The organism is Massilia sp. IC2-476, assembly GCF_020707295.1.
Classification (GTDB): Bacteria; Pseudomonadota; Gammaproteobacteria; order Burkholderiales; family Burkholderiaceae_D; genus Telluria.
The window spans coordinates 283,810-310,402 of the sequence record NZ_JAJFER010000003.1; the positions used below are offsets into that span (position 1 = coordinate 283,810).

The 26,593-nt window shown below is 65.2% G+C and carries 22 protein-coding genes; 12 read left to right on the top strand and 10 right to left on the bottom strand.

The annotated features are described in order from the left end of the window. Nucleotides 1-73: 73 nt before the first annotated feature. Nucleotides 74-2,362, bottom strand: a complete 2,289-nt coding sequence (locus tag LK539_RS10255) for a TonB-dependent receptor (RefSeq protein WP_227800814.1) — start codon at nucleotides 2,360-2,362, stop codon at nucleotides 74-76. Between the two features lie 282 nt (nucleotides 2,363-2,644). On the opposite strand from LK539_RS10255, the gene LK539_RS10260 reads away from it, so the two are divergent. After that, nucleotides 2,645-3,544: a LysR family transcriptional regulator gene (locus LK539_RS10260; RefSeq protein ID WP_227800815.1), complete on the top strand. Its 900-nt coding sequence runs from the start codon at nucleotides 2,645-2,647 to the stop codon at nucleotides 3,542-3,544. A gap of 221 nt (nucleotides 3,545-3,765) precedes the next feature. Here LK539_RS10260 and LK539_RS10265 read toward each other — a convergent pair whose 3' ends face one another. Together LK539_RS10265 and LK539_RS10270 are read right to left on the bottom strand one after the other, a co-directional pair. After that, a complete protein-coding gene (locus LK539_RS10265) occupies nucleotides 3,766-4,347 on the bottom strand; it encodes a DUF6438 domain-containing protein (RefSeq protein WP_227800816.1) in 582 nt (193 codons plus the stop codon). A gap of 6 nt (nucleotides 4,348-4,353) precedes the next feature. Further along, nucleotides 4,354-5,214 (bottom strand): DUF3626 domain-containing protein, encoded by an 861-nt coding sequence (locus tag LK539_RS10270; protein WP_227800817.1) that lies wholly within the window; start codon nucleotides 5,212-5,214, stop codon nucleotides 4,354-4,356. 213 nt (nucleotides 5,215-5,427) lie between these two features. Here LK539_RS10270 and LK539_RS10275 point away from each other — a divergent pair, with 213 nt between their 5' ends. Next, nucleotides 5,428-5,826, top strand: a complete 399-nt coding sequence (locus LK539_RS10275; RefSeq protein ID WP_227800818.1) for a GNAT family N-acetyltransferase — start codon at nucleotides 5,428-5,430, stop codon at nucleotides 5,824-5,826. Here the strand turns inward: LK539_RS10275 and LK539_RS10280 are convergent. From LK539_RS10280 to LK539_RS10290, 3 genes are all read right to left on the bottom strand, one after another. Continuing rightward, nucleotides 5,823-6,908 carry a serine hydrolase gene (locus LK539_RS10280; RefSeq protein ID WP_227800819.1) on the bottom strand — a complete coding sequence of 362 codons (1,086 nt, stop codon included), beginning with the start codon at nucleotides 6,906-6,908 and terminating at the stop codon, nucleotides 5,823-5,825. The genes LK539_RS10275 and LK539_RS10280 overlap by 4 nt on opposite strands. Before the next feature lie 80 nt (nucleotides 6,909-6,988). Continuing rightward, nucleotides 6,989-7,393 (bottom strand): response regulator, encoded by a 405-nt coding sequence (locus LK539_RS10285; protein ID WP_227800820.1) that lies wholly within the window; start codon nucleotides 7,391-7,393, stop codon nucleotides 6,989-6,991. A gap of 66 nt (nucleotides 7,394-7,459) precedes the next feature. After that, entirely contained in the window at nucleotides 7,460-8,599 is a 1,140-nt protein-coding gene (locus LK539_RS10290; RefSeq protein ID WP_227800821.1) for a GNAT family N-acetyltransferase, read from the bottom strand. A 51-nt stretch (nucleotides 8,600-8,650) separates the two neighbouring features. Between LK539_RS10290 and LK539_RS10295 the strand changes: the two genes are divergently transcribed. The 4 genes from LK539_RS10295 to LK539_RS10310 all read left to right on the top strand — a co-directional run bounded on the left by LK539_RS10295 (nucleotide 8,651) and on the right by LK539_RS10310 (nucleotide 14,369). Further along, on the top strand, nucleotides 8,651-10,699 hold the full coding sequence (locus tag LK539_RS10295) for an NAD(+) synthase (protein ID WP_227800822.1): 2,049 nt from the start codon (nucleotides 8,651-8,653) through the stop codon (nucleotides 10,697-10,699). 25 nt (nucleotides 10,700-10,724) lie between these two features. Then, nucleotides 10,725-11,063, top strand: coding sequence for a P-II family nitrogen regulator (locus tag LK539_RS10300; RefSeq protein ID WP_227800823.1), 339 nt, complete (start codon nucleotides 10,725-10,727; stop codon nucleotides 11,061-11,063). A 178-nt stretch (nucleotides 11,064-11,241) separates the two neighbouring features. Next, the gene (locus LK539_RS10305; protein ID WP_227800824.1) at nucleotides 11,242-12,717 is read left to right on the top strand and encodes an ATPase domain-containing protein; all 1,476 of its coding nucleotides are present in this window, start codon (nucleotides 11,242-11,244) and stop codon (nucleotides 12,715-12,717) included. Beyond that, nucleotides 12,714-14,369, top strand: coding sequence for an ATP-binding protein (locus LK539_RS10310; protein ID WP_227800825.1), 1,656 nt, complete (start codon nucleotides 12,714-12,716; stop codon nucleotides 14,367-14,369). Before LK539_RS10305 ends, LK539_RS10310 begins: the two co-directional genes overlap by 4 nt. Here the strand turns inward: LK539_RS10310 and LK539_RS10315 are convergent. The 4 genes from LK539_RS10315 to trxB form a co-directional block, all read right to left on the bottom strand. After that, the gene (locus LK539_RS10315) at nucleotides 14,366-14,971 is read right to left on the bottom strand and encodes a trimeric intracellular cation channel family protein (RefSeq protein WP_227800826.1); all 606 of its coding nucleotides are present in this window, start codon (nucleotides 14,969-14,971) and stop codon (nucleotides 14,366-14,368) included. The genes LK539_RS10310 and LK539_RS10315 overlap by 4 nt on opposite strands. Nucleotides 14,972-15,144: 173 nt before the next feature. Continuing rightward, on the bottom strand, nucleotides 15,145-17,301 hold the full coding sequence (locus LK539_RS10320) for an ATP-binding protein (RefSeq protein ID WP_373889537.1): 2,157 nt from the start codon (nucleotides 17,299-17,301) through the stop codon (nucleotides 15,145-15,147). A gap of 139 nt (nucleotides 17,302-17,440) precedes the next feature. After that, nucleotides 17,441-18,118 carry a Smr/MutS family protein gene (locus tag LK539_RS10325; RefSeq protein WP_227800827.1) on the bottom strand — a complete coding sequence of 226 codons (678 nt, stop codon included), beginning with the start codon at nucleotides 18,116-18,118 and terminating at the stop codon, nucleotides 17,441-17,443. A 14-nt stretch (nucleotides 18,119-18,132) separates the two neighbouring features. After that, nucleotides 18,133-19,098, bottom strand: a complete 966-nt coding sequence (trxB, locus tag LK539_RS10330) for a thioredoxin-disulfide reductase (protein WP_227800828.1) — start codon at nucleotides 19,096-19,098, stop codon at nucleotides 18,133-18,135. A 231-nt stretch (nucleotides 19,099-19,329) separates the two neighbouring features. On the opposite strand from trxB, the gene LK539_RS10335 reads away from it, so the two are divergent. The 6 genes from LK539_RS10335 (at nucleotide 19,330) to serS (ending at nucleotide 26,579) form a co-directional block, all read left to right on the top strand. Beyond that, nucleotides 19,330-21,825 (top strand): DNA translocase FtsK, encoded by a 2,496-nt coding sequence (locus LK539_RS10335; RefSeq protein ID WP_227800829.1) that lies wholly within the window; start codon nucleotides 19,330-19,332, stop codon nucleotides 21,823-21,825. Nucleotides 21,826-21,911: 86 nt separating this feature from the next. Then, nucleotides 21,912-22,541 carry an outer membrane lipoprotein chaperone LolA gene (gene lolA / locus LK539_RS10340; RefSeq protein ID WP_227800830.1) on the top strand — a complete coding sequence of 210 codons (630 nt, stop codon included), beginning with the start codon at nucleotides 21,912-21,914 and terminating at the stop codon, nucleotides 22,539-22,541. Nucleotides 22,542-22,562: 21 nt separating this feature from the next. Beyond that, nucleotides 22,563-23,177: an energy transducer TonB gene (locus tag LK539_RS10345; RefSeq protein ID WP_227800831.1), complete on the top strand. Its 615-nt coding sequence runs from the start codon at nucleotides 22,563-22,565 to the stop codon at nucleotides 23,175-23,177. 256 nt (nucleotides 23,178-23,433) lie between these two features. Next, on the top strand, nucleotides 23,434-24,747 hold the full coding sequence (locus LK539_RS10350) for a replication-associated recombination protein A (protein WP_227800832.1): 1,314 nt from the start codon (nucleotides 23,434-23,436) through the stop codon (nucleotides 24,745-24,747). Between the two features lie 206 nt (nucleotides 24,748-24,953). Then, complete coding sequence (locus tag LK539_RS10355) at nucleotides 24,954-25,151, top strand: hypothetical protein (RefSeq protein ID WP_227800833.1); 198 nt, start codon at nucleotides 24,954-24,956, stop codon at nucleotides 25,149-25,151. 132 nt (nucleotides 25,152-25,283) lie between these two features. Next, nucleotides 25,284-26,579 carry a serine--tRNA ligase gene (serS, locus tag LK539_RS10360; protein WP_227800834.1) on the top strand — a complete coding sequence of 432 codons (1,296 nt, stop codon included), beginning with the start codon at nucleotides 25,284-25,286 and terminating at the stop codon, nucleotides 26,577-26,579. The last annotated feature ends 14 nt before the right edge of the window (nucleotides 26,580-26,593 follow it).

A 26,593-nucleotide genomic window follows, 5' to 3' on the forward strand; every position in this document is an offset into this window, starting at 1 on the left:
TAGGCTGCACCCGTCCCGGCCGGCGCATCGGGGGCGCCGGCCAGGCGGTACTGCCAGGGTACCCGTTACGGGCTTAGAAGCGGTACTCGAGCGTTGCCGAGATCTGGCGCGGATTGCCGTAGAACGCGGTCAGGGTACCTTCGTTGCCCAGGGTCGGGAACAGGTAGCCACCGGTGCGGTAATGCTTGTCGCTCAGGTTCTTGCCATGCAGCCCGGCGCGGACCTTGCCATCGAGGCGGGTCCAGACGATGCTCGCGTCATACAGCTTGTACGATTCCTGGTCCAGCGCGGACGCCGTCTCGAACTGGGCGGTCGCGCCCTTGTACGAGGCGCTGCCGATCAGCGACCACTTGCCGGAGTAGCCGGCGATCGCCATCGGAATGTCGTAGTTGAAGCGCAGGTTGGCCGAGTTGCGCGGGGTATTCTGGAAGGTGCGCTGGGCGGCCACGTTGACGCCGCCCGCGAAGTATTCCTTGTACTCTGCGTCGATATAGCTGTACATGCCCGCGATCATGAAGTTCGGGGTGATGTTGGCGATGGCTTCCAGCTCCGCACCCTTGATCTTGGCCTTGCCGGCGTTGGTGGTCACGCCGGCGAAGCTGTCGTCGCGGCCGTCGCCGTTGGTGTCGATCGCCACCGAACCCGGGATTTGAACGTCCTGGTAGTCGCTGAAGAAGACCGCGGCGTTGGTGGTGATGCGGCCGCCGTTGAAGGCCGACTTCAGGCCCAGCTCATAGGTCTCGATCGTCTCGGGGGCATAGCCGGCGCGCGCCACCGACAGCGGGATGCGGGTGCCGACGACGTTCAGGCGCGGATCGAAGCCGCCGCCCTTGAAGCCTTCGGAGTAGGACGCGTACACGTTGTGGTCGGGGTTGATCTTGTAGTTCAGGGCGATGCGCGGGGTGAACTTCTTGTCCTCGCGCTTGAGCTGGCCGCCACGCAGGTCGGTGTCGGTGCGGAACAGTACGGCGCCTGCATTGCCCAGGCCGGGGCTGCCGTTGGCGCCCAGGTAGATCTGGCGCAGCACTTCGGCTTCGCGCTTGTCGACAGTATAGCGGCCGCCCAGCGACACGCTGAACGCATCGGTGACGTTGTAGCTGCCGTCGGCGTAGATGGCCCAGGCCTTGGTGTCGACGTCGCCCATCGTATAGGTCGACGTCGGCACGGCGCCGCCGAGGATGGTGTCGAACTTGTTGAAGGCGTTGGCATCGATGTAGTAGACGCCGGCCACGCCCTGGAGACGGTCCCCGGTATAGGTCAGGTTGAATTCCTGGCTGAACTGCTTGTTGGTGTACAGGGCTGGCACTTCCATGTCGACCACTGCGAGCGAGTCGAAGTCGATCGGTGCGTACGATTTGTCCTTGCGCGAAGCCGTGATCGACTTGAAGGACCAGTCGCTGTTCATCTGGTATTCGACCGTCGCCGAGACACCGTGCGCCTTCACTTGCTGGTCGTGGTTCAGGGCGCGCATCAGGTTGGCGCGGGTGTCGAAGACGTTGCTCAGGATCGGGGCGCCGCTGGTGCGTCCGACGGTCAGGCGGTGACCGTTCCTCGGGCTGGAATCGTCCTGGGTGTAGTCGCCGGCGATGCGGATGAACAGGTCCGGGGTCGGGGTGAATTCGGCCGACAGGCGCGCTGCGCTGACGTCCTTGTCGTAGTTGTCGCCGCCAGTGGTCAGGTTCTTGCCGAAGCCGTCGCGATTGAAGCGGGCGATGGTGCCGCCGATGCGTGCCGTTTCCGACACCGGAGTGCTGGCGGTGGCAACGACCTCGGCCTGGCCGTATTCGCCGACAGTGGCACGGATGCGCGCATCAGGTTGCGGCGCCAGCTTGCGGGTCACGTACTTGACGGCGCCGCCGATGGTGTTGCGGCCGTACAGCGTGCCCTGGGGGCCGCGCAGCACTTCGATGCGTTCGACGTCGTAGATGTCGGCGACGGCGGCCTGTGGGCGCGCCAGGTAGATGTCGTCGATGTAGATGCCGACGCCGGACTCGAAGCCGGCCAGCGGGTCGGCCTGGCCGACGCCGCGGATGAAGGCGGTCAGGGTCGAGTTGGTGGCGCGCGAGGACTTCAGGGTGGTATTTGGCAGGGCCAGTGCGAGTGCCGTAATGTCCGGCGTCGCGGTCTTCGACAGCTGGTCGGCGCTGAACGCGGTGACCGAGACCGGAACGTCCTGCAGGGTTTCTTCGCGCCGGCGGGCGGTCACCACCACCTTGTTGACGCCTTCTTCGGCGCTCGCCACCGGTGGGGCGCCGGTCGCCTCCTGGGCATGGACCACGTTGCCGCCCGAAAGGACGAGCAGGGCCACCGCAGACTGGATGGCGGGGTTCAGCAGCTTCAGTTTGTTCCTGGTCAGACGCATTCTTGTCTCCTAATTTTTGTAAGCGGCATGCGTTCAGTTTTTCGCACGCTCGAAGTGTGCCTCGGTTGGGTTTGGTTAGATAGTCAACAATCGCTCACCCCGTTGTGCAAAAATGCACAGCTCGCTGCACATGCATAGTGCGTGTCCTGGCGAGGGTGAACGATCGCGGCGCACCGTTTGTGCGCTGCCGCATGGAAAACCGTCCAAATGATTGCAGGGGGAATGTGCACTAGTGCACAACTCAGTGCACAATATGAGAATGTTGATCTCAAACAAGCTCCCATGAATACGCTGCCCGAGTGGACCGACCTGCGTTTCTTCCTCGAGCTGGCCCGCGCCGGCACCCTGTCGGGCGCCTCGCGCCGGCTGGAAGTGGAGCACACGACCGTGGCGCGCCGCATCGACCGCCTCGAAGCGCAGCTCGGTTCGACCCTGTTCGATCGGTCGCGCGAGGGCTACGAGCTGACCGAGGTGGGGCAGGCGCTGCTGCCGCATGCCGAAGCGATGGAAGGCGCGGCGCTGGCCGCGGCCGAGCAGATCGGCGGGGCGGAAGTAGCGGCCCACGGCGTGGTGCGGCTTGGGGTGCCGGAAGTATTCGGGGTGAGGGTGGTGGCTCCGCTGCTGGCCGACCTGCTGGCCCAGCACCCGGACCTGTCGATCGACCTATTGAACCTGCCGCGCTTTGCCAACCTGGCCAACCGCGAGGCCGATCTGGGCGTCATGCTCGACCCGCCCACCACTGGCCGCTACATGGTCACGCGCCTGGCTTCCTTTCACTTCTACCTGTACGCCTCGCCGATCTACCTGGCGCGCCATCCGCCGATCCGCACCCAGGCCGACCTGGTGCGTCACGACTTCGTCGACTACGTGCAGGACCGCCTGGCCAGCCGCGAGCTCTCCTACCTCAACGAACTCGGATTCACGCCGCGACGCCGTATCTGCTGCTCGGGCATGACGGGACAGCTGGAAGCGGCCTCGCTCGGCATGGGCCTGATGATGGCGCCGCCGTACGCGGTGCCGGATGACGGGCGCCTGGTGCGGGTGCTGCCGGGCTTCCAGGCCGAGCGCTCTTTCTGGCTGGCCGCGCCGACCGACCTGTACCGCCTGCGGCGGGTAAAGGTGGTGTGGAACCTGCTGCGCGAATGCGCGGAGAGCCATCCGGACCTGTTCGTGGCCGGGTAGGGACACTGGGCCACGACAGGCGGCGTTGCCGTGCGCGCGTTCAGCGGGTGCCGGAACAGTGCCTGCGGTGTTTCCTGCATTATTTGGAAGCGTGGTCGGCATAGCCGACCACGCTACGGTATGCTCCTCATATCTTGACTGAGCATGACTTGAACCATCCACGTCGGGAGGGTAGCGAACAAGGGCCGGGTTTGCATGATGCGGCCCGGCCTTTTGCTTTTTCAGCCTCGCGGGCCTGGCAAGCTATCGCCGGCCGGGCGCTGCCTCATCCGGGCTGCTTGCTCCCGCTGCTCGAGCAGCGCACCCGTGCCGGTAACCGGGTCGATCGCCTTGATGAGCGCGTTGATGCGCTCGGTTGGAACGCTGGGACCCAAGCAGCCGGTATAGATTTCGACGCTCTTGTTGCGGTATCCCCGGCCCCGGCTCAGGCTCACAAGGATGGTCGACATGTCGGTGGCGAGTAACTCGCAGCCGTCGGCCGCTTCACTATAGCGGTCGCGCATCTCGTCGAGGCGCGCGTCGCGCAGCGCTTTCGCGATCTGCGCCAGGCCTTGATCATCGATGCGGGATTCGTGAGCGCCACCCGTGTGCTCGAAGCTTGGGCCGGAATGGCGCACCCGGCCATCGGAAAAAATCTTGACTTCGAAGACGGGGCAGTTGAACAGACAGGCCGTTTGCTCCACCGTGAGCGCATCGAAGTCCGTGAGCGGCCGCGCTGCCCTGCGCCCGCGAGGGCCGGCATCCGAGCAGGCGCACAGCAGTAAGGCTGCTGCAACAACGATCGATGTGCGGGATGATCTCATCGTTTTCTACCCATGCCGAGCGGCGGACAAGTCGCCGAACCTGGCAAGGATATGCCAGACCTTTTTCAGCTGCTGCGGATCGTCGCGCCCCTTGATACCCGCGTGCCCCAGACAAGCAGGATCGAGCCACCCATCGCGCACCAGCCGCATACCGAGATTGACGATCTCCTGTCCACGGTAATTGGTATGCTGCCGCAAGGCGTCCAGGGACAGGCGAAATCCCGGATGCCATTCGAGTGCGCAGGGCAGGCGCCGGGCCAGTTGCTCGACCTGCGTGCCGCGGTAGCAGGGATCGAGCACCAGTGCCTCCACATCGTCCGCCAGCCGCAGCGGACCGTGTATGTGGGCTTCGACGTAGTCGTCGAGCCGGTCCCTGTCGTCGCCGAGAGCGTGGGCCACCAGGTCACAGCGCTCGTGCACACCGAAGTGGACCGGCTCGAACACGCTGTCCGGATAGCAGAAGCTGGCGCGCTCCGCGAGCTCGGGCCGGAGCCGGAAATGGGCCGAACCGAAACGCGGCGAAGCCCCTGTGGCCCGTCCCAGGTGATTCAGCGCGCCGTACTTCGGCCGCCGGTCTGGCAGGGCCTCGTCGTAGGCGCTGCTAAACATCCGGCTCTCCCAGCGCCAGCGATCGCCCCCCACGTGCGCCGTCAAGCCGCCATTGCTGGTGCCCGTTTCGAACTGCGAGCGGTACAGGCCTTCGGTCGCCAGGACCTGCAGGATCGGGATACCGCCGTGCAGGCGGTCCGGATGGAAGTTCAGCGTGATGCGCAGGCTGCGATCGAGCGGCCCGCCGGCGCTCGCGCCGCGCACGAAGGCGAGGGCGCGGGCCTCGCAAGAATCGGGAACAGGAGTCCAGGAAGACATCGGGTCGTGAGCTCGGTGCTGAAGCTGGGGATGATTCACACTATACTGCTTGTTCAGCTGAGACCGAACAGGAGAGCCTCGCCCATGCATCCAGTCCTGCGCCCCTTTAGCCACGGTGATTGCGACGGCGTCAACCATGTGGCACAGGCGGCCTTTGCCCAGTATCAGAATCTCTATCAGGACTGGCCTTCGTTCAATGAAGGAATCGGTCGCATGGCGGCCCTGGCGGACAGCGCAGAGCTGCTGGTGTGCGAGGTCGATGGCAAGATCGCAGGCGCGGTGGTGCATGTCGGCCCGGGCCGGCCGCGCAGCACGATCTTTCCCGAAGACTGGTCAGTCATCCGCATGCTGGTGGTGGCGCCGGCATATCGCGGCCACGGCATCGGACGGCGGCTGGTGGCCGCCTGCCTGCGCGCAGCCCAGCGTGACGGCGCCCCAATGGTGGGCCTGCACACCAGTCCCATCATGGCGTCGGCGCTGCGCATGTACCTTGGCCTCGGATTTACGCGCGACCGCGACCTCGACCCGATCCGCGGGGTGGCCTACGGCCGCTACGTGCTGCCGGCGGCAAAACTGGAGGCGGCGCTGGGCAAGCTCTCCGGCGAGACTTAATCGGCCTTCCAGGTCTGCACTTCCGAGATCAGCTGCTTGCTCAAGACCTCGTTGTCGCCCCCGAAGCGGTCGCCGTTATGCAGGGTGACCGCGACGATGCCTGAATCGACATCCATCTCGAGCTGGCTGTAGAAGTTGAAGACGTAGCCGCCATGTCCCACCAGGCGCTTGCCGTTGACCGTGCGCAGCCAGGTGCCGAATCCATAATCGGTGGCTTTCCCGTTCGGCAGGACGTAGCTGGTGTTCATCCGCTTCACACCGGCCGGTGACACCAGCTTCCCCGGCTGCAGCGCCAGCATGAAGGCCGCCAAATCGTCGACGGTGCTTACCAGGCCGCCGGCAGCATAGAAGTTGCTTGACGCGAGGGGCCAGGCAGCCGCAGGGCCGCTGCGGTAGCCCGTCACCAGGCCCGCGATCACCTGGCTGTCGCTGCCTTCGCGCGTGTGCAGGAGTTCCAGCGGCCTGAAGATGCGGCGTTCCAGGAAAGCGTAGTAGCCTTCGCCGGATACCTTTTCGATGACCAGGCCGAGCAGGTTGTAGCCCGTATTGTTGTAAGCGAAGCTGGTCCCCGGCACGTTCTCGAGGGGGCGGGTGCGCACCGGGTCGACCAGCTCCGCGGGCGTATGTTCGAGCCGCGCGGTGGTGCGCCAGTAGCCCGAGTCCATCGACAGGTTCGGGATGCCGCTGGTATGGGTCAGCAGGTGTTCGATCGTGACCTTGTCCCACTGGGGCGGGGCGTCCGGCAAGTAGCGCTTGACCGGCGCATCCAGGACGACCTTGCCGTCGTCGACCAGCAGCATGATGGCAGTCGCGGTGAACAGCTTGGTGGTCGAGCCGATGCGAAACACATGCTCGGGACGCGCCACGACGCCCAGTTCGAGGTTCGCCATGCCGTAGGCCTTGCGCAGGATGGGACGGCCGTCCTTGACGACCAGCGCCGCCACGCCCGGCAGCTCCGGCTTGAAGCGCGCAGCGATGATGCGGTCGAGCGATTGTACGAGTGCGGCCGGTTCGTCCGGCGCCGCCGGCGCGGCAAGGGAAAAACACAGCAGCAGTGCGAGCAGAAAATGAGGGCGCTTCATGCGGGGTCACGCTTGTCGGGGAACCGGCACGATAGCACGCCGGCGCGAGCCAAAATGCGTGGATTTCCACCGCTGGCGGATCAGGCGCCGGCGTGGCCGCCCAGTCCCTGGCGTGTCAGGATACGGGCCAGGTCGCCCTGGAAGGCGCTGAAATCGATACTTTTCTCGACGAAGCCGGAGGCGCCCAGCATGCGTGTCCGCACCTGGTCCGATCCGCTGCGCGATCCGGACAGCACGATGATCGGAATATCGGACAGGAAGGGCTTGGACGAGAGCTCCTTGAGCACTTCGAAGCCATCGACCTTGGGCAGCGCCAGGTCGAGCAGGATGAGGTCGAAGTCATGGTCGCAATGCAGCGCCTGCAGGGCCTGTTCGCCATCCGACACGACCACCACCTCGACATTGCAGTCGCACAGGCGAAGGGCCTGCTGCGTCAGTTCCGCATCGAGGAAATGGTCATCGACGACCAATGCTTTTGTTTTCATGTGGCGCATGTTACGTGAATTGCAGGATTGTGTCGCCACTTCACACTTGCGGCCATCTCCGTCGGGCTAAGGCGCCTCCTTGAACGGACTGCGCTCGTTCAGTTCGTCCAGGTAGTCGTCGATGCCGCCTTTCTCGCGCCCCAGGAAGCGCTCGATCGCATCGGCGAAGGAGGGGTGCGCCAGCCAGTGCGCCGACCAGGTACGGGTCGGCAGGAAGCCGCGCGCCATCTTGTGCTCGCCCTGGGCCCCGCCTTCGAAGGTCTTGATGCCCTGTTCGATGCAGAATTCCAGCGGCTGGTAGTAGGAGGCCTCGAAGTGCAGGCAGGGCACGTGTTCCAGCTCTCCCCAGTAGCGACCGAACAGCGTGCGCTCGTTGTGGATCACCAGCGAGGCGGCGATGTCGCGCCCCGCGCGCGAGGCGATGACGAGCAGGATGTTGTCCGGCATGGTGCTGCCTATGCGCCGGAAGAAGTCGAGGTTCAGGTAGGGCGTCGAATAATGCGCCTTGTAGGTGTGGCGATAGCAGCGGTTGAACAGGACCCAGTCGGCATCGAGCGCATCGCGTCCGCGCACCCGGCGCAAGGTCACACCGGCCTCGCGCACCTTTCTCCGTTCGGCGCGGATGTTCTTGCGTTTTTTCTGCTCCAGGGTTGCAAGGAAGTCTTCGAACGTGGCGTATCCCCCGTTCAGCCAGTGGAACTGCACGCCGCTGCGCAGCATGAAGCCCGCCTCCTGCAGCTGCTGCGCCTGTTCTTCGGGCGGGAACAGCACGTGGGTGGACGAGACTTCGGTCGCGCCCTGGGTCGCGACCAGCACGTCGACCAGGGCGCTTCTCGCCTGCGCATCGCGCGCAAGAAGGCGCGGGCCGGCGACTGGCGTGAACGGAATCGCCGACAGCAGCTTCGGGTAGTACTCGAGGCCGTGCCGGTGGTAGGCATCGGCCCAGGCCCAGTCGAACACGTACTCGCCGTAGGAATGACCCTTGACGTAGAGGGGCAGGGCAGCCGCCAGGAGCTCGCCGTCGAACAGCGCGATGAACTGCGGCTGCCAGCCCGATTCCGGCGCCGCGCTGCCCGACTCGTGCAGCGCATCCAGGAAAGCATAGGACAGGAAGGGATTGGGGTCGTCCTGTGCATTGACCAGCGCGTCCCACTGCGTCTGGCCAATCTCGGACAGGGAGGAAACGATATGCGTGCGATAATTCAAAATGACATCCCTAACGAATTGATGAGCGACGACGCTGCGAAAGTCTCACCAATGAACAAGCAATTCTTCAATCTCTACACGCACCACTTCGCCCGCGTCGCGGTGGCCATCCCGCGCGTGCGCATCGCCGACCCGGCCTTCAACGTCGACCAGACGCTTAGCCTGGCGCGCCAGGCAGCCGATGAGGGCGCCGTGCTGGTGGCCTTCCCCGAGCTGGGCATCTCGGCCTACAGCTGCGAAGACCTGTTCCACCAGCGTGCGCTGCTCGACGGCTGCCTGGCCGGCCTGGCGAGGATCATCGAGGCCTCGAAGGCGCTGCCGCTGGCGCTGGTCGTCGGGCTGCCGCTCAAGGTGAACCACCAGCTCTTCAATTGCGCCGCCGTGGTGGCGAATGGCCGCGTGCTGGGCGTGGTGCCCAAGAGCTTCCTGCCTAATTATGGCGAGTTTTACGAATCCCGGCAGTTCAGTGCGGCCGATTGCGCGGCAGTCGAGCAAATCGAGCTGTTCGGCGCCACCGTGCCTTTTGGCCCGGCGCTGCTGTTCGAGGTCGAGAACCTGCCGTTGTTCCGCTTCCACGTCGAGATCTGCGAAGACGTCTGGGTGCCGATCCCGCCGTCCTCGTTTGCCGCCATGGCCGGCGCCACGGTGCTGGTCAACCTGTCGGCCTCGAACGTCGTGGTGGGCAAGAGCGGCTACCGCCACCAGCTGGTGAGCCAGCAGTCGGCGCGCTGCCTGGCCGCGTATCTCTACACCTCGGCCGGCTTCGGCGAATCGACCAACGACATGGCCTGGGACGGCCAGTCGCTGATCTACGAGAAGGGCGAGCTGCTGGCCGAGTCGGCGCGCTTCAGCGACGATTCGCACGTGATCTTCGCCGACGTCGACCTCGACCGCCTGTCCAACGAACGCATGCACGCGACCACCTTCGCGCAATCGGTGCGCCGCCACGCGGACGAGGTGGCGAAGTTCCGGCTGGTGCAGTTCAGCCTCGACCTGCCTTTGGCGCGCGACATGCCGCTCGCCCGCACGGTCGAGCGCTTCCCCTACGTGCCGTCCGATCAGGCGCGCCGGGACGAGCGCTGCCTCGAGGTCTACAACATCCAGGTGCAGGCCCTGATCCAGCGCCTCTCTAGCACCAACATCAAGAAGGTGGTGATCGGGGTGTCGGGCGGCTTGGACTCGACCCATGCGCTGCTGGTCTGCGCCAAGGCCATGGACCGCCTTGGCCTGCCGCGCACGAATATCCTCGCCTATACCATGCCGGGCTTCGCCACCAGCGAACGCACGCTGCAGCAGGCGAACGACCTGATGCGCGTGGTCGGCTGCAGCGCCCAGCTGATCGACATCCGCCCGAGCTGCATCCAGATGCTCAAGGACCTGGGCCACCCCTACGTGGAAGGCAAGGCGGAATACGACATCACCTTCGAGAACGTGCAGGCGGGCGAGCGCACCAACCACCTGTTCCGGCTGGCGAACTTCCATAACGGGATCGTGATCGGCACCGGCGACCTGTCCGAACTGGCGCTGGGCTGGTGCACCTACGGCGTGGGCGACCACATGTCGCACTACAACGTGAATGCCAGCGTGCCCAAGACCCTGATCTCCTACCTGGTGCGCTGGGTGGCCGAGACCGGCGCGGTGGTGGAGAATGGCGCCGACGTGCTGCTCAAGATCCTCGACACCGAGATCAGCCCCGAGCTGGTGCCGGGCGGGGACAAGGACGGCAAGCCGGCCCAGATCACCGAAAACACCATCGGCCCGTACGAGCTGCAGGACTTCAACCTGTACTACACGCTTCGCTACGGCTTCAAGCCGAGCAAGGTCGCCTTCCTGTCGTACTCGGCCTGGCATGACCGCGAGCAGGGCCGGTGGCCGAACGCGGCCGGCGTGCGCAACCAATACGAGCTGGCAGCGATCAAAAAGAACCTGGGCATCTTCCTGTGGCGCTTCTTCAAGACCAGCCAGTTCAAGCGCACCTGCGTGCCGAACGGGCCCAAGGTCGGCAACGGCGGCTCGCTGTCCCCGCGCGGCGACTGGCGCGCACCGTCGGATTCCGAAGCCACCGTGTGGATGGATGACCTGAACAATATTCCTGATTGACTGACTGTTTGAGAGAGAAAACAACATGAAACAGATTACCTGCGTGATCAAACCCTTCAAGCTCGACGAAGTGCGCGAGGCGCTGGCCGATGTCAACGTCACCGGCCTGACCGTGACGGAGGTAAAAGGCTTCGGCCGCCAGAAGGGGCACACCGAGCTGTATCGCGGCGCCGAGTACGTGGTCGACTTCCTGCCGAAGGTGAAGATCGAAGTGGTGGTGGACGACGGCATGGCCGACCGGGTGGTCGACGCCATCATCAAGGCGGCCCGTACCGGCAAGATCGGCGACGGCAAGATCTTCGTGCAGAACGTGGAGCAGGTGATCCGCATCCGTACCGGAGAAACCGGAGCCGACGCCGTCTAAAGCCGTTTCCACGGTCGCACCCGGGCCACGCACGGGCCCGGGGCGCATTCCTTGTAGGCCTATTCTTGCTTGAAGACTAGCCGGCGTCCCAAATCGGGCGACTGCTGAGTCGGGTTACTATGTATTTGGCAATATCAAAATGATATCAAATGCGTAGTAGCTCTTACGAAAGCAGGAAATGAGCGACCTGGAAAAAATCCATACCGGCATCCCCGAACTCGACCTTGTCCTGCGCGGCGGCCTGCCGAAGCAGCGTATCCACCTGATCGAAGGCCGTCCCGGCTCCGGCAAGACCACGCTCGGCCTGCGCTTCCTCATCGATGGCGCCGAAAAGGGCGAGAAATGCCTGTACGTCTCGCTGTCCGAAACCATCGAGGAATTGCGCGCCACGGCATTCAGCCACCATTGGGCCTTGGACGGCATCGTGCTGCGCGAAGTCGTGCCGTCCGAAGTCGAGCCGGGACGCCAGCAAAGCGTCCTGTTTCCCTCGGAAGTGGAACTCGGCCAGACCATCGCCGCGATTACCGATGCAGTGCGGGAGGCCGCACCCGCACGCGTCGTGATCGACTCGATGTCCGAACTGCGCATGGTGGCCGACGACCCGATGCGCTACCGGCGCCAGATCGTCGCCCTCAAGCGCTTCCTGCTCCAGCAGCCGAACTGCACGACGCTGCTGATGGACGACCTGACCGACGACCCGCGCCAGTACGACCTGCAGGGCACGGTGCATGGGGTGATCACGCTGGAACAGCGCGAACGCGAATTCGGCGCCGCACGCCGGCGCATGCGGGTAGTCAAGATGCGTGGCGCCGAATTCCAGAGCGGCTGGCACGATTTCGCCATCACCGAGCGCGAAGTCTTCGTGTTTCCCAGCCTGATCGCCGACGAACACAAGGGCGAGCGCCCGCGCGACACCATCACCAGCAATATCCCGGCGCTCGACAGCATGCTCGGCGGCGGACTGGCGCGCGGCACTTCGGTGATGATCCTGGGACCGACCGGTGTCGGCAAGTCCTCGCTGGCGCTGCAGTACGCGAACGTGGCGGCCGAACGCAAGGAGCATGTCGCCTACTTCGCCTTCGACGAAACGAAGGAAACCCTGCTCGATCGCGCCAACGGCCTGTCGATGCGCGCGGCGGACGCCATCACGGAAGGCACCATTTTCTGGGAACGCATCAATCCCTCGCGCATCTCGCCGGGTGAATTCATCTGGAAGGTGCGGCGCCAGGTCGAGGACCAGGGGGCGGCCGTGGTCATCATCGACAGCCTGAACTCCTACCTCGAGACCATGCACGAGGAAAAGGCCTTGATGCTCCAGATGCACGAGCTATTGAGCTATCTGTCGAACCAGGGCGTGCTGTCGATCCTGATCGTCGGGCAGAGCGGACTGCTGCAGGACGTGGGCGATCCCCTCGACGTCGCCTTCATCAGCGATACCGTGATCCTGATGCGCTACTTCGAAGCCGAAGGCGACGTACGCAAGGCGATCTCGATCGTCAAGAAGCGGCCGGGCCGCCACGAGACAAGCATCCGCGAGTTTTCCCTGACCAGCACCGGCGTGGCCGTCGGGCCGCAACTGGAAGGCTTCGAGGGCGTGCTGACCGGGGTGCCGCGCCTGACGCCGGAAGGCCCTGAGACGACGGCCGGACCATGACCGATCCGCGCAAACCCGATGCCGCGGTGGTCGTCGCGGTCTGTGCGCCATTCGGCTACGACGAGACAGCCTTGTCGGAACTGCTGAACGAGTGGGGCGCACAGGCGCGGCCTTGCACGGACGGCGCCCAGCTGGCTGCCGCCGTGGCCGACCCTGGCGTGTGGCTGCTGCTGCTGACCGACGATGCGCTGGAGACGCACGCCACGCCCCTGGCTGCCGCGCTGCAGGCCCAGCCGGCATGGTCGGACATGCCGCTGATCGTGCTCAGCGCGCAGGCGAACAGCGGAGGCTCGCACCAGCAGTGGGCTTTCCTGCGACAGTTCGCGAACATCACGGTGCTGGGCCGTCCGGGCTCCGCCTACGTATTGCGTTCGGCGTTCGACGCCGCCTGCAGGGCGCGCGCCTGGCAGTTCACGGTGCGCGAGCAGATGCATACCCTGAAGGCGGCAGCCGGGCTGCTGGAAGAGCGGGTATTGGAGCGCACCGCCGAACTGTATGCCGAAGTGGAAACCCGCAAGCGCGTTGAAAGCGCGTTGAACGAATCGCGCAAGCTGGAAGCGATCGGACGCCTGACGGGCGGCGTGGCCCACGACTTCAACAACCTGCTGCAGGTGATCCAGGGCTCGACGACACTGCTGCCGCTGGTCGAGCCGGGCAGCGAGCGCTACCAGCGCGCCCTGCATGCGATCCAGCGCGCCGCCTCGCGCGGCGCAAAGCTGACGCACCAGCTGCTCGCGTTCGGACGGCGCCAGGCCCTGGCCGGCGGCGCGATCGATGTCGCCCGCCAGCTGGAAGAGATGCAGGATTTGCTGCAGCAGTCGGTGCGCGAGCGGATCCCGCTGACGCTGCAGGTCGAGCCGGGGCTGTGGCTGGCCGAGGCCGACCCGACCCAGCTCGAAGTGGCGCTGCTCAATCTTGCGGTGAATGCCAGGGACGCGATGCCGCAGGGCGGGACGCTGCACATCGGGGCGCGCAACCTGGTCCTGCCGTCGGCCGACGCGCCGGGGGTGGAGCTCAGCGGCGACTTCATCTGGGTGACGGTGGCCGACAGCGGCAGCGGCATGCCGCCCGAGGTGGTGCGCCAGGCCTTCGATCCCTTCTTCACGACCAAGCCGGTAGGCTCCGGGACCGGCCTGGGCCTGAGCCAGGTGTATGGCTTCGCGCGCCAGTCCGGCGGCACGGCCTGGATCGACAGCTCGCCCGCGGGCACGACGGTGTCGATCCTGCTGCCGCGCAGCACGGCCGGCGTGGTGACGGAGCGCGACGATACGACATCCGCGGCGCCGCTGGTCGCGGGCATGCGCGTGCTGTACGTCGAGGACGACCCCGAGGTGGCGGATGCCACCATCGAACTGCTCGGGAACCTCGGTTGCGAGCCGACCCTGGCGCGCGATGCGGCGCAGGCCTTGCAGCACACCCTGAGCGATTTCGACCTGGTGTTTTCCGACGTGGTCATGCCCGGACCGATGGACGGCATCGGCCTGGCGCGCCAGATTCGCTCACTGTACCCGGACATGCCGGTGCTGCTGGCAAGCGGCTACGTGGTGGCGCCGGAGCGCCTGCAGGGCATGCACATCAGCGTGCTGGCCAAGCCCTATACGCAGGAAGAGCTGCGCCGTGCGCTGACGCGCCTGCTGGCGCAGCGGTCCTAGCGGCCCATCCGCAAGTCGAACTTCCAGGTGATCAGGCGCAGCCCGCTGATGAACAGCGCGCTCGACCACAGCGCGAAGTCGTGCGCCACGCCGTATTTGCCCATCAGGAGGAACAGCCAGTTCCCGAGGAAGGCGCAGATCGCATAGGGCTTCCCGTCGCGGAACACCATCGGCACCTCGTTGCAGACGATGTCGCGCAGCACGCCGCCGAAGATCCCGGTGATCACGCCCATCATCGAGGCAATGAAGATTGGCATGTTGGCGTCCAGCGCGGCCGAGGTGCCGGCGATCGAGAACAGGCCCAGGCCGACCGCATCGGCGATCACGATCAGGCGCTCGGAAACGATTTGGCGCAGGGTGCGGATCAGGGGTGAGGCAACCAGGGCCAGCACGAAGATCAGGATCGCGTATTCCTGGTGAATGACCCAGAACAGCGGCCGGCGGTCGAGCAGGATGTCGCGCAGGGTACCGCCGCCGAAGGCCGCGATGAACGCGACCGTAAAGACGCCCACCAGGTCCATGCGCTTGCGCCGCGCTTCGATGAAGCCGGAGAAGGCGCCGACCAGGATCGCCATGATTTCAATGAACTTGATGAGGGTCATGCGGTAACGGAGAGCGGAGGTGTTGCTAGACTACCATGCCGCTCGGCATTTACGGAATGTCCCGTTGACACGTAGGGTGGGCGGGTTTTCCCGCCCACGGGGCGAGCGTCGGCGGCAAGATCATCGCGCACGAGATCGGAGCCGATCACCGCGTGGGCGGAGATCCGCCCACCCTACAAGAGCGGAAGCCGCACCGAGAAGACGACCTCGTTCCCATCATGGCTGTACGCGATCTCGCCATGATGCTCGCGCACGATCTGCTGCGCGATGTACAGGCCCAGCCCCATCCCCGTGCGGTTGCGCGGGTTGTGCAGCGAGGCGCGCTTGAAGGGATTGAACAGGGTGGCTGCGATGTCGGGCGGAATCGGCGCGCCAGCATTGCTGACCTCGACCACCGCCTGCCTGCCTTCCGTGCGTACGCATACGCGCACCGGTTTGCCGACTTCGCCGTGGTGGCGCGCATTGCTCAGCAGGTTGGACAGCACCTGAGCCAGGCGGCCGCTGTCGGCATTCACCCGGGCCGGATCGTCGCACGTAAGCTGGAAGGGGATGGTCGGGTAGGCCATGCGCGCTTCGTCCATCAGGTCTTCCACCAGCGCGGTCAGGTCGACCGGCTCGAGCGTCACGCCCAGGCCCAGGCCGCCGTCGATGCGGCTCATGTCCAGTACCTGGGTAATCATGCGCTGCATGCGGCTGGTCGAGGACTGGATGCGCTTGCCGAGGGTCGGCTGGGCGCTGCCTTTTTCCAGCACCATGCCGGCCATGTTGATCGAGTGGAGCGGATCGCGCAGGTCGTGGCCGAGCATGGCCAGCAGCTGGGCGCGGGTGGCTTCCGTCTGCGCGCGGCGCGCGGTCATCACGCGCACCAGCTCGGCGAGCGTCAGGCGCGAGTTGGCGAGGATGGTCGCCTCCCACGGATGCGCATGGCCGCGCACGGTCTCGTACCAGGCGTCGAAGGAGCCGCGCGGCGTCAGGCGCTCGCCCAGCGGACCGAAGACAGTGGTCTTCTCGGGACGGCCGCCCCAGGCGACCTGCTCGATCTGCTCGACGCGCAACAGCACGTTCCAGCCGTTGGCCGGCGGGTCGAAGGGCAGGGCCATCAGGCCGACCCATTTGCCGAGTCTGTCGCGGATCGCTTCGGGCCAGTCGTCCAGTTTTTCGCGCACCACCAGGTCATGCGTTCCTTCGGGCAGCGAGGCGATGATGGCCTCCGCCAGTTCGGGCGCAACGTCGCCGCGCACCTGCACCTTGTGGAAGTAGCTGGTGAGCTGGGCCTGGGCCTGGGTAGCGGCCAGGATCGCGTCGGAGAAACGGTCGAAGGTCTCGAGCGGGTCGTCTTCCAGCAGCAGGTCTTCGACCAGCTTGGTGCGGGTCGCGGCGGCGCGCTCGATCACCACGGTTTCCTGGCGCGACTCGATGCTGTGGATGGTCGAAGCCATCACCTGGGCCAGCACGTCCGCCGCCATGCGGATCGAATAGGGCACCAGCCTGCGCGACATGTGGTGGCAGGCGATCAGGCCCCACAGGCGGCCGTTGATGACGATCGACACGCTCATCGAGGCGCCCACGCCCATGTTCTTCAGGTATTCGATGTGGACCGGCGAGACGCTGCGCAGCACCCCGTGGCTCATGTCGAGCGGCAGCGCATCCGGTGCGCCCAGCAGGGGCACCATGGTGTCGTTGACGTCGATGATCGAACGCAGGGTATTCAGGACGTACAGGCGGCGCGCCTGGGCCGGGATATCCGAGGCCGGGTAGCGCTGGCCCAGGTAGGGGACGATGTCCTCGCGCCGGCTCTCCGCCACCACGTCGCCGCTGTCGTCGGGGCGGAAACGGTAGGCCATGACGCGGTCGAAACCGGTGAATTCGCGGATCTGGCCGACGGCGATCGACAACAGGTCTTCAATGGTCTTCTGGCGGCGCAGACGGTCGATCGATGCATGGGCCTTCACGGCGAAGCGCGCCACCTCGTCGGCGCTGACGTCGCGCTGTTCGAATTCAGCCACGATGCGTCCGAAGGCGGCATGCACGATGCAGTCGTAGTCGGCGTCATTCACGCAGACCGGCACCATCGACGGCGTCACTTCGGCGTCGCCGGGGCCGACATAATCGAGCAGGAGTTCGAGCGCGGCAGGAGGCAGGTCGAGCGAGGCATACGGCGCGCCGAGTTCGAGCGCCAGGCCCAGCATCGCAGGCGCGTTCGCGCTCCAGCCTTCGAGCAGACCGTCGGCGGTAAAGAAGAGGAGGGCGCCGTGCGGCTGGACCGAACCCGGGATGTGGATCGGCTCATCGGCGCAATTGAGCAGGTCGACCTGGCGGCCGTGCTCCATGGGCATCACGGAAGTACCCTTCAATTCGCCACCATTCCCTTCTCATCAATTCCGGCAAATACCGGAGAGCGCATTTTACAGATATTACGTCAATGGACACATCTTATTGTTGCGTCCATGTTGCACTCCGTACGCGCGCTCACTCAAGAAGAGCAGAACGCAACAGCACGATGAGGGCGCCGTGGCCACCATCTTTCTTGCCTGCTACGCAGAAAGCGACGACTTCGTTCATCTGCACCAGCCAGCTGTGCACGATTCCGCGCAGCACTGGTTCGCCTTTCGGCGAGCCATAGCCGATGCCGTGCACGATGCGCACGCAGCGCACGCCGCGGCGGTTGGCGCGGTGGAGAAAATCGGTGACGGCGTCGCGCGCCTGGTCGCGGTTCATGCCGTGCAGGTCGAGTTCATCCTGTACCGGCCAGTGGCGCTTGCGCAGCTTCTTGACCACGTCCGGGCCGACGCCCGGTTGGGCATAGCTCAGGGAAGGGTCTTCGTCGAGCAGGCCGTCGACGTCGAACAGGTCGGACAGCGACTCGCGCAGCACCGCCTGGATTTCCTCTTCCTCGGTCAGGGGCGTGCCCGGCTTGCGGTCCTGGAAGCTGCGTTCGGACGCCACGTAGACCGGACGATAGACGTAGCGGTCCGATTCAGGCAGCTTCTTCACCCCCTGCATCGCGCCGCGAAATTCCACGGCGCGTTCCTTGGCGATCCGCTCGCGCTTTTCGCGCTCGGCCTGTTCGATGGCGCGCTGGCGCTCGTCTTCCTTGAGCTTGTCGCGCAAGCCCTTCAGTTCAGAGAAATCCTTCATGCCCACCATCGTACAGCTGCTCCTTATTTCGGGTCGTCTTCCAGCGCTTCCAGATAGCGCTGCGCATCGAGCGCGGCCATGCAGCCAGTGCCCGAGCTGGTGATGGCCTGGCGGTAGATGTGGTCCTGCACGTCGCCGGCCGCGAACACGCCCGGCACGTTGGTGGCGGTGGCCATGCCCTCGGTGCCGGAGCGGGTCAGGATGTAGCCGTTCTTCATCTCGAGCTGGCCTTCGAAGATGCCGGTGTTCGGCTTGTGGCCGATCGCCACGAACAGGCCGTGCACGCTCAGGTCCCTGGTTTCGCCGGTGCCGGTCGACTTGATGCGCAGGCCGGTCACGCCGCCGTCGTCGCCCAGCACCTCGTCCAGGGTGTGGTTCAGTTCCAACACAATCTTGCCTTCGCTAACCTTGTGCATCAGGCGGTCGACCAGGATCGGCTCGGCGCGGAACTTGTCGCGGCGATGGATCACGGTCACCTTGGAGGCGATGCCGGCCAGGTACAGGGCTTCCTCGACCGCGGTGTTGCCGCCGCCGATGACCGCCACTTCCTGGTTGCGGTAGAAGAAACCGTCGCAGGTGGCACAGGCCGACACGCCCTTGCCCATGAAGGCCTGTTCCGACGGCAGGCCGAGGTACTGGGCCGAGGCGCCGGTGGCGATGATCAGGGCGTCGCAGGTGTACTCGTTGCTGTCGCCGACCAGGCGGATCGGCTTTTCGTTCAGGTAGGTCGTGTGGATGTGGTCGAACACGATATCAGTGTTGAAACGCTCCGCATGCTGCAGCAGGCGCTGCATCAGTTCCGGACCCTGCACGCCCAGCGGGTCGCCCGGCCAGTTCTCGACGTCGGTCGTGGTCATCAGCTGGCCGCCCTGTTCGACGCCGGTCACCAGCATCGGCTTCAGGTTGGCGCGCGCGGCATAGACGGCGGCGCTGTAGCCGGCAGGACCGGAACCGAGAATGAGGACTTTGGCGTGTTTGGTAGTAGTCATGAAAGGCTTCAAGAAAGATGGAACGTCGGATGAACAGACGGAAACTGGGGACGGGTCTAACAGGAATCAAGGCCCGGTTTGCAACACTGGATTATAGACGATGATGCATACGAGCATGAATCGCAGGCCAGCCCAGCCGTATATGGCTTAGAATGGGGGGATTGTTGATAGCGAACACTTCTGTTTCGCTTTCCGTGGTCACTTAAGTAATAAATTCGGCAGCACCGAGCAATGAGCAAGAATAGCCAAGCCAGTACGTCAGGATACACCCGCACTGCGCAATCCACCCGCGTCGCCCGCCAGCCTCTGCCCGGGCGGCTTTCGCGCCTCCTCATGGAAGCGCGCTGGATCGCCATGGCCGTCGCCTTCCTGTATTTCGTGCTTATTTTATTAAGCTACAACAAGGGCGATCCGGGTTGGTCGCATGCCAACGCGGTGCCGAAGATCGCCAACCTGGGCGGCAAGGCGGGCGCCTGGATGTCCGACCTGCTGCTGTTCATCTTCGGCTTTTCCGCCTGGTGGTGGGGTGTGATCTTCCTGCGCGGCGTCTGGAAGGGCTGGCGCCGCCTGACCGACCGGCTCGGCCCGGCGGACGAGGAAGCGCCTCACGCCGGCGAGATGTACGTGCGCTGGACCGGCTTCGCGATCATGTTCGCCGGCAGCCTGGGCCTGGAATACCTGCGCATGTGGTCCTGGAACGTCGAGCTGCCGCGCGCCGCCGGCGGCGTGCTGGGCCAGGTGATCGGCCATTCGGCCCACGTCGCCTTCGGCTTCACCGGCGCGACCCTGCTGCTCCTGCTGCTGTTCGGCCTGGGCTTTTCGCTGTTCTTCCAGGTGTCCTGGCTGGCCGTGGCCGAGCGCATCGGCGAGTCGGTCGAGAACACCATCGACTGGTTCCGCCTGCGCATGGAAGACATCGAGGACCGCAGGCAGGGCGAAGCCGCCGCCGTCAAGCGCGACGAGCTGGTGGTGACCGAGCGCCAGAAGTACACCGAAAAGCACCCGGCCCCGCCGCCGATCGTGAAGGCCGAGCCGATGCTGGAAACGCGCGCGGAATCGCGTCCTGAGCCGCGTCCTGAACCGGTCATCCTGCCGCCGTCCACGCCGGAGTCGCTGGCCATGCCGCTGGTCCAGGCCGCGAGCGCGCCATCGATCAAGATCGAGCCGCAGATGACCAGCGTGCCCAAGTCCGAGCGCGCCCAGAAGGAAATGCAGACCCCGCTGTTCCAGGAACTGGCGGGCGAGGGCGGCCTGCCGCCGCTGGCCCTGCTCGACGAAGCGCCGCCGGCGCAGGAGATGGTGTCGGTCGAGACCCTGGAATTCACCAGCCGCCTGATCGAGAAGAAGCTGTCCGACTTCGGCGTCGAAGCCAAGGTCGTCGCCGCCTATCCGGGCCCGGTCGTGACCCGTTACGAGATCGAGCCCGCCACCGGCGTGAAGGGCAGCCAGATCGTCAACCTGGCGCGCGACCTGGCGCGTTCGCTGTCCCTGACCTCGATCCGCGTGGTCGAGACCATCCCGGGCAAGAACTACATGGCGCTCGAGCTGCCGAATCCGAAGCGCCAGATCGTGCGCCTGTCGGAAATCGTCGGCTCCAAGGTGTATGGCGACAGTGCTTCCGCACTGACGGTCGCGCTGGGCAAGGACATCGCCGGCAAGCCGGTCTGCGCCGACCTGGCCAAGATGCCGCACCTGCTGGTGGCGGGTACCACCGGCTCGGGTAAATCGGTGGGCATCAACGCGACCATCCTGTCGCTGCTCTACAAGTCCGATCCGGCCGATGTGCGCCTGATCCTGATCGACCCGAAGATGCTGGAGATGTCGGTCTACGAGGGCATCCCGCACCTGCTGGCGCCGGTCGTGACCGACATGCGCCAGGCCGGCCACGCGCTGAACTGGGCGGTGAACGAGATGGAGCGCCGCTACAAGCTGATGTCGAAGCTGGGCGTGCGTAACCTGGCCGGCTACAACGGCAAGATCTCCGACGCGGCCAAGCGCGAAGAACACATCCCGAACCCGTTCTCGATCATGCCGGACAATCCCGAGCCGCTCGAGAAGCTGCCGACCATCGTCATCATCATCGACGAGCTGGCCGACCTGATGATGGTCGTCGGTAAGAAGGTGGAAGAGCTGATCGCCCGTATCGCCCAGAAGGCGCGCGCGGCCGGCATCCACCTGATCCTGGCGACCCAGCGTCCGTCGGTGGACGTGATCACGGGCCTGATCAAGGCAAACATCCCGACCCGTATCGCGTTCCAGGTCTCGTCCAAGATCGACTCGCGCACCATTCTCGACCAGATGGGCGCCGAAACCCTGCTCGGCATGGGCGACATGCTCTACATGCCGCCGGGGACCGGCCTGCCGATCCGCGTGCACGGCGCCTTCGTGTCGGACGACGAAGTGCATCGAGTTGTAAAACATCTCCAGTCGCTCGGTGAACCGAACTATATTGAAGGCATTCTCGAAGGCGGTACGCTGGAAGAGGGCAATGCCGAAGGCATCCCGGCGGGCGAGGGCGGCGGCGAATCCGATGCGCTCTACGACCAGGCCGTGGCCGTGGTGCTCAAGAACCGCAAGGCCTCGATCTCGCTGGTCCAGCGCCACCTGCGCATCGGCTACAACCGCGCGGCCCGCCTGATCGAGCAGATGGAGCAGAGCGGTCTGGTGTCGCCGATGCAGTCGAACGGCAACCGCGACATCCTCGTTCCCGCCACCACCGCCGAATAACCACGCTCATCGCTGTTCGTAGGGTGGGCGGGTCTCCCGCCCACGCGTTCAGCGTACGGTGAGGGACTCAAATAAGAGGAATGACAATGAAATTCACGACCCAAGTTATCGCAGCACTGTTCGCCACCGCAGCCATCTCGAGCGCCGCCCACGCCGGCGCCCTCGACCAGTTCAAATCCTTCGTTGCCGGCACCAAGTCCGCCAAGGGCGAATTCACCCAGCAGCAGCTCACCAAGTCCAAGAGCGGCAAGGTGGCCCCGGTCTCGAGCGGCAGCTTCGTGTTCGCCCGCCCTGGCAAATTCATCTGGACCTACCAGAAGCCGTACCAACAGCTGCTGCAGGCCGATGGCGACACCCTCTACATCTACGACAAGGACCTGAACCAGGTCAGCACCCGCAAACTCGGCAACGCGCTGGGTTCCTCTCCGGCCGCTATCCTGTTCGGCAGCAACGACCTGGAAAAGAACTTCACGCTGAGCGAAGCCGGCGAGCGCGACGGCGCCGAATGGCTGACCGCGGTCCCGAAGACCAAGGACACCACCTTCGAGCAGATCGGCATCGGCCTGAAGGGCGGGGTGCCGGTGGCGATGGAACTGAAGGACCAGTTTGGCCAGGTGTCGCTGCTGAAGTTCACCAGCTTCCAGCGCAACCCGGCCCTCGGCGCCCAGCAGTTCAAGTTCGAGGTGCCGAAGGGCGCCGACGTCGTCAGCCAGTAAGAAACAGAACAAGGGGACCCTTTGACGCCTCGCTTTTCCCTGGGCGCCGTGCTGGCGCTCGTCCTTGCCGCGCCGCTGGCCGCCGCGGCTGCCCAGCCTCCCGTGTGCGCCAAGCCCGAGTGGCCCCAGGAGGCGCGCCGCTACGAACTCGAAGGCGTCACCACGCTGAAGTTCAGGATCGATCCGCAAGGCCGTCCTATCGAGTCCACGGTGGCGCGATCGAGCAACTGGGAGCTACTCGACCAGGCCTCCATCCAGGCCTTGTCTACCTGCGTGTTCCCGGCCGAGACGGTGCAGAGGGTGCAGGGCAAGACGGTGCCGCTGCAGTTCGTCTGGAAGCTGGAGGGCAGCAGCCGCGTGCCGCCGCTCTTCACGGAAGGCAGCTGCGCACCGTCCGAGCGTTTCTCCCGCTTTGCCCCGCTCCAACGCGGCGCGCCTGGCGAGGGTGGCGTGCTGGTGCGGCTGCTGGTGCGGGGTGACGGTGTGCCTTACGGCGTCAAGGCCGAAGCGGGCGGCGCCGATCCGGAACTGGCGCAGGCGGCGATTGCGTACGCGCAGAGCTGCCGGTTCGCCTATCCCAAAACCGGCGGCGCGCCTGGAAGCCCGGTCACCGGCCGGGTCCTGCTCAAGCAATAGAAGGCCGCGCCCCGCACTCCTCGAGCCTGGGCGCGCGAGGCCTTGGTCCACCTGGACCAGACATCCTGGATCATCAGGACGGGTGCGGCGTTCTTCATGAGGCGGCTCCGGCATGGAAACGCCCGATGATATGACCGGGTTGCGCGGCTGGCCTGCCTTGTCGCGCCTGCCGCCATACGGCGCATCGGCTACACTACGCGCATGCACAAGCATTCACACCTTTTCGCCTTTGCCTTGACCGTCCCGGGAGCGCGTCATGGATGACCTGTTCAAGACCGAGCCATCGCCACCGCTGGCCGAGGCGCTGCGTCCGCGCACCATCGACGAGGTGATCGGCCAGAGCCACCTGCTCGGTCCCGGCAAGCCGCTCAATCTCGTGTTCAAGTCCGGCAAGCCGCACTCGATGATCCTGTGGGGCCCGCCCGGCGTCGGCAAGACCACGCTGGCGCGCCTGACGGCCTACGCCTTCGATTGCGAATTCATCGCGCTGTCGGCCGTCCTGTCGGGCGTGAAGGACATCCGCGCCGCCGTCGAACAGGCGGAGCAGTACCTGGCGCGCGGCAAGCACACCATCCTGTTCATCGACGAGATCCACCGCTTCAATAAATCGCAGCAGGATGCGCTGCTGCCCTTCGTCGAGTCGGGCCTCGTGACCCTGATCGGCGCCACCACCGAGAATCCTTCGTTCGAGGTCAACTCTGCATTGCTGTCGCGCTCCCAGGTCTACGTGCTCAAGGCCTTGACCGACGACGAGATGCGCCAGTTGCTCAAGCGCGCCCAGGACCGCGTGCTGCAGCACCTGACGTTCGAGGAGCTGGCGGTCGACACCCTGATCGGCTATGCCGATGGCGACGCGCGCCGTTTCCTCAACCTGCTCGAACAGACCAAGACCTCGGCCGATACCTCGGGCGTCACCACCATCACCCGGGACTTCGTCGAGAACGCCCTGACGCTCAATGCGCGCCGCTTCGACAAGGGCGGCGACAACTTCTACGACCAGATCTCAGCCCTGCACAAGTCGGTGCGCGGCTCGCATCCGGACGCGGCCCTGTACTGGCTGTGCCGCATGCTCGACGGCGGCGCAGACGCCAAGTACCTGTCGCGCCGCATCGTGCGCATGGCCTGGGAAGACATCGGCCTGGCCGACCCGCGCGCGCTCCAGATCGCCAATGACGCTGCGACCACCTACGAACGCCTCGGTTCGCCGGAAGGCGAGCTGGCGCTGGGCCAGGCCGTCATCTATCTCGCGATCGCGGCCAAGAGCAATGCCGGCTACAACGCCTTCAATGCCGCCATGGCCTTTGTGCGCAAGGACAAGTCGCGCGAGGTCCCGGTCCATCTGCGCAATGCACCGACCAAGCTGATGAAGGAACTCGGCTACGGCCACGAGTACCGCTACGCGCATGACGAACCGCACGCGTATGCGGCCGGTGAAACCTACCTTCCCGAAGGGATGCGTGAACCCGGCTGGTACCAGCCGGTGCCGCGCGGCGTCGAGTCGAAAGTGGCCGAGAAACTGGCCTTCCTGCGCAGCCTCGACGAGGACGCGCGCAAGGACGGGAACGGCTGAATCCCTCTGCAGTGTGCGGCCGGGGCGCGGTTTTCGACGCTTCGTCGCGCATTGCGCACGCTTCCTCCTGCTTTTCTGCGGCCAGTCCGCGCTTTGCGCATTCCAGCCCCTGTTTTTGGCGCTTCATCGCATGTCGATGGCGATGCTCCCGGTCGATTGGTAAAGTTCAACCATACCGAATCACTTTTGACCCCAAGGAGCACACCATGAACATCCGCAAAAACTTCGAAGCCGTCTTCATCACTGCCGCCGCCCTGGGCCTGGTCGCCAGCTACGCCACCGCCGCCGCCCGTCCTGTCGAAGTGGTGCAGCCTGCCACTGCGACCCTGGTCGATTCGACCGTGCACGTGGTCGTCGTCAAGGCGCCGCGCCTGTCCGTCGCAGAGAAAGCCGGCCTGAAGTAATGCAGCGCAGGGCTGCGCGAGGCCCGGGACGAGGGTAGATCAAACCCTTGGCCAATCTCGCGAGGAGAATTAGCAGAAAACTGCGGTCGGCTTGGTACAATTGTGTTTTCGACATACGCAAGCGTCCCCGACATGATTGACATCCAACTTCTCCGCAAAGACATCGACAACGTCGCCGCGCGCCTGGCGACCCGCAAGTTCCAGCTCGACGTGGCTGCCTTCAACGCCCTCGAAGCCGAACGCAAAGCGATCCAGACGCGCACCGAAGAACTGCAGGGCAAGCGCAACTCGCTGTCCAAGCAGATCGGCATGATGAAGGGCAAGGGCGAGGACACCAGCGCCGTGATGGCGGAAGTGGCCGGCCTGGGCGACGAGCTGAAGGCCAACGAAGTCAAGCTGGCCGAAGTGCAGGACAAGATGGCGCGCTTCATGGAAGCGGTGCCGAACCTGCCGCACGAAAGCACCCCGCAGGGCACGGACGAGTCGGGCAACGTCGAAGTGCGCAAGGTGGGTACGCCGCGCAGCTTCGATTTCGAGGTCAGGGACCACGTCGACATCGGCGAAAAGCTGGGCCTGGACTTCGACACCGCCACCAAGCTGACCGGCTCGCGCTTCTCGATGATGAAGGGCGGCATGGCGCGCCTGCACCGCGCGCTGGCGCAGTACATGCTCGACACCCATACCGGCAAGCATGGCTACACCGAGTGCTACACCCCATATATGGTCAACGCCGATTCGCTGCACGGCACCGGCCAGCTGCCCAAGTTCGAAGCCGACCTGTTCTCGGTGAAGAAGGGCGGCGCGGAAGGCGAGGGCGAGAACTTCTACCTGATCCCGACTTCGGAAGTGTCGCTGACCAACGTGGTGCGCGGCGAGATCGTGGCGCTCGACCAGCTGCCCCTGAAGATGACCGCGCACACCCCGTGCTTCCGCTCGGAAGCCGGCAGCTACGGCCGCGACACCCGCGGCATGATTCGCCAGCACCAGTTCGACAAGGTCGAGCTCGTGCAGGTCGTGCATCCGGAAACGTCGTACGCAGCGCTGGAAGAGATGGTCGGCCAGGCCGAGTTCATCCTGACCTCGCTGGGCCTGCCGTACCGCGTGATGCAGCTGTGCACCGGCGACATGGGCTTCTCGGCCGCCAAGACCTACGACCTGGAAGTCTGGCTGCCGGCGCAGAACACCTACCGCGAGATCTCGTCGCTGTCGAACTGCGAAGCCTTCCAGGCACGCCGCATGCAGGCCCGTTTCCGCAATGCGGCCGGCAAGCCGGAGCTGCTGCACACTCTGAACGGTTCCGGCTTGGCAGTCGGCCGCACGCTGGTGGCGGTGCTGGAGAACTACCAGCAGGCGGATGGCAGTGTGATCATTCCGGAAGTGCTGCGTCCGTACATGGGCGGGCTGGAGCGTCTGGCGCCAGCTGCCTGAAGAGCAGTTTTTTA